At 56.8% G+C, this 532-nt stretch carries 1 protein-coding gene; it reads right to left on the bottom strand.

What is annotated here, in order from left to right; all coding sequences use genetic code 11:
* Positions 1-532 (bottom strand): immunoglobulin-like domain-containing protein (locus AACV02_RS28440; RefSeq protein WP_256680479.1); only part of this gene is annotated, 532 nt, incomplete at both ends.

The raw sequence follows: 532 nt of genomic DNA, 5'->3' as shown, positions 1-532 counted from the left end.
GTTGTTATAGACGTCGTTGGCTGGGGTTTCGAAAACCACCGAACCAGCAGATTTACCGGCTTCGATGACGATGGTCTGGCCATTGCTCAGCGTCACGGTGACCGGAGTTTGCGCCGGGTTGGTCAGCGTGGCGGTGTAAGTGATGTTTCCACCTTCAACGACCGATGGATCCGCCGTCAGAGTAACGGTGGTGGTGTCGATCGAATCGGTAATCGTGGTGGTCGCTGGCGTAGGGTTGGTCGCCAGATTCTCGAAGTTGCCACCGGTGGCGTTGGTGATCGTCGTGTTGACGGTCGAACCGTTGTTGTAGACGTCGTTGGCCGGAGTTTCGAAAACTACCGAGCCCGCAGATTTACCCGCTTCGATGACGATGGTCTGACCATTCGAAAGCGTCACAGTCACCGCAGTTTGCGCCGGGTTAGTCAGCGTAGCGGTGTAAGTGATGTTGCCGCCTTCAACGACCGAAGGATCCGCCGTCAGAGTGACAGTGGTGGTATCGATCGAGTCGGTGATAGTGGTAGTCGCTGGCGCT

This window comes from Pseudomonas sp. Larv2_ips (assembly GCF_963879675.1).
Classification (GTDB): Bacteria; Pseudomonadota; Gammaproteobacteria; order Pseudomonadales; family Pseudomonadaceae; genus Aquipseudomonas.
The sequence above is the reverse complement of the archived record's forward strand: the minus strand, read 5'-3'. Positions and strand labels throughout refer to the sequence as shown.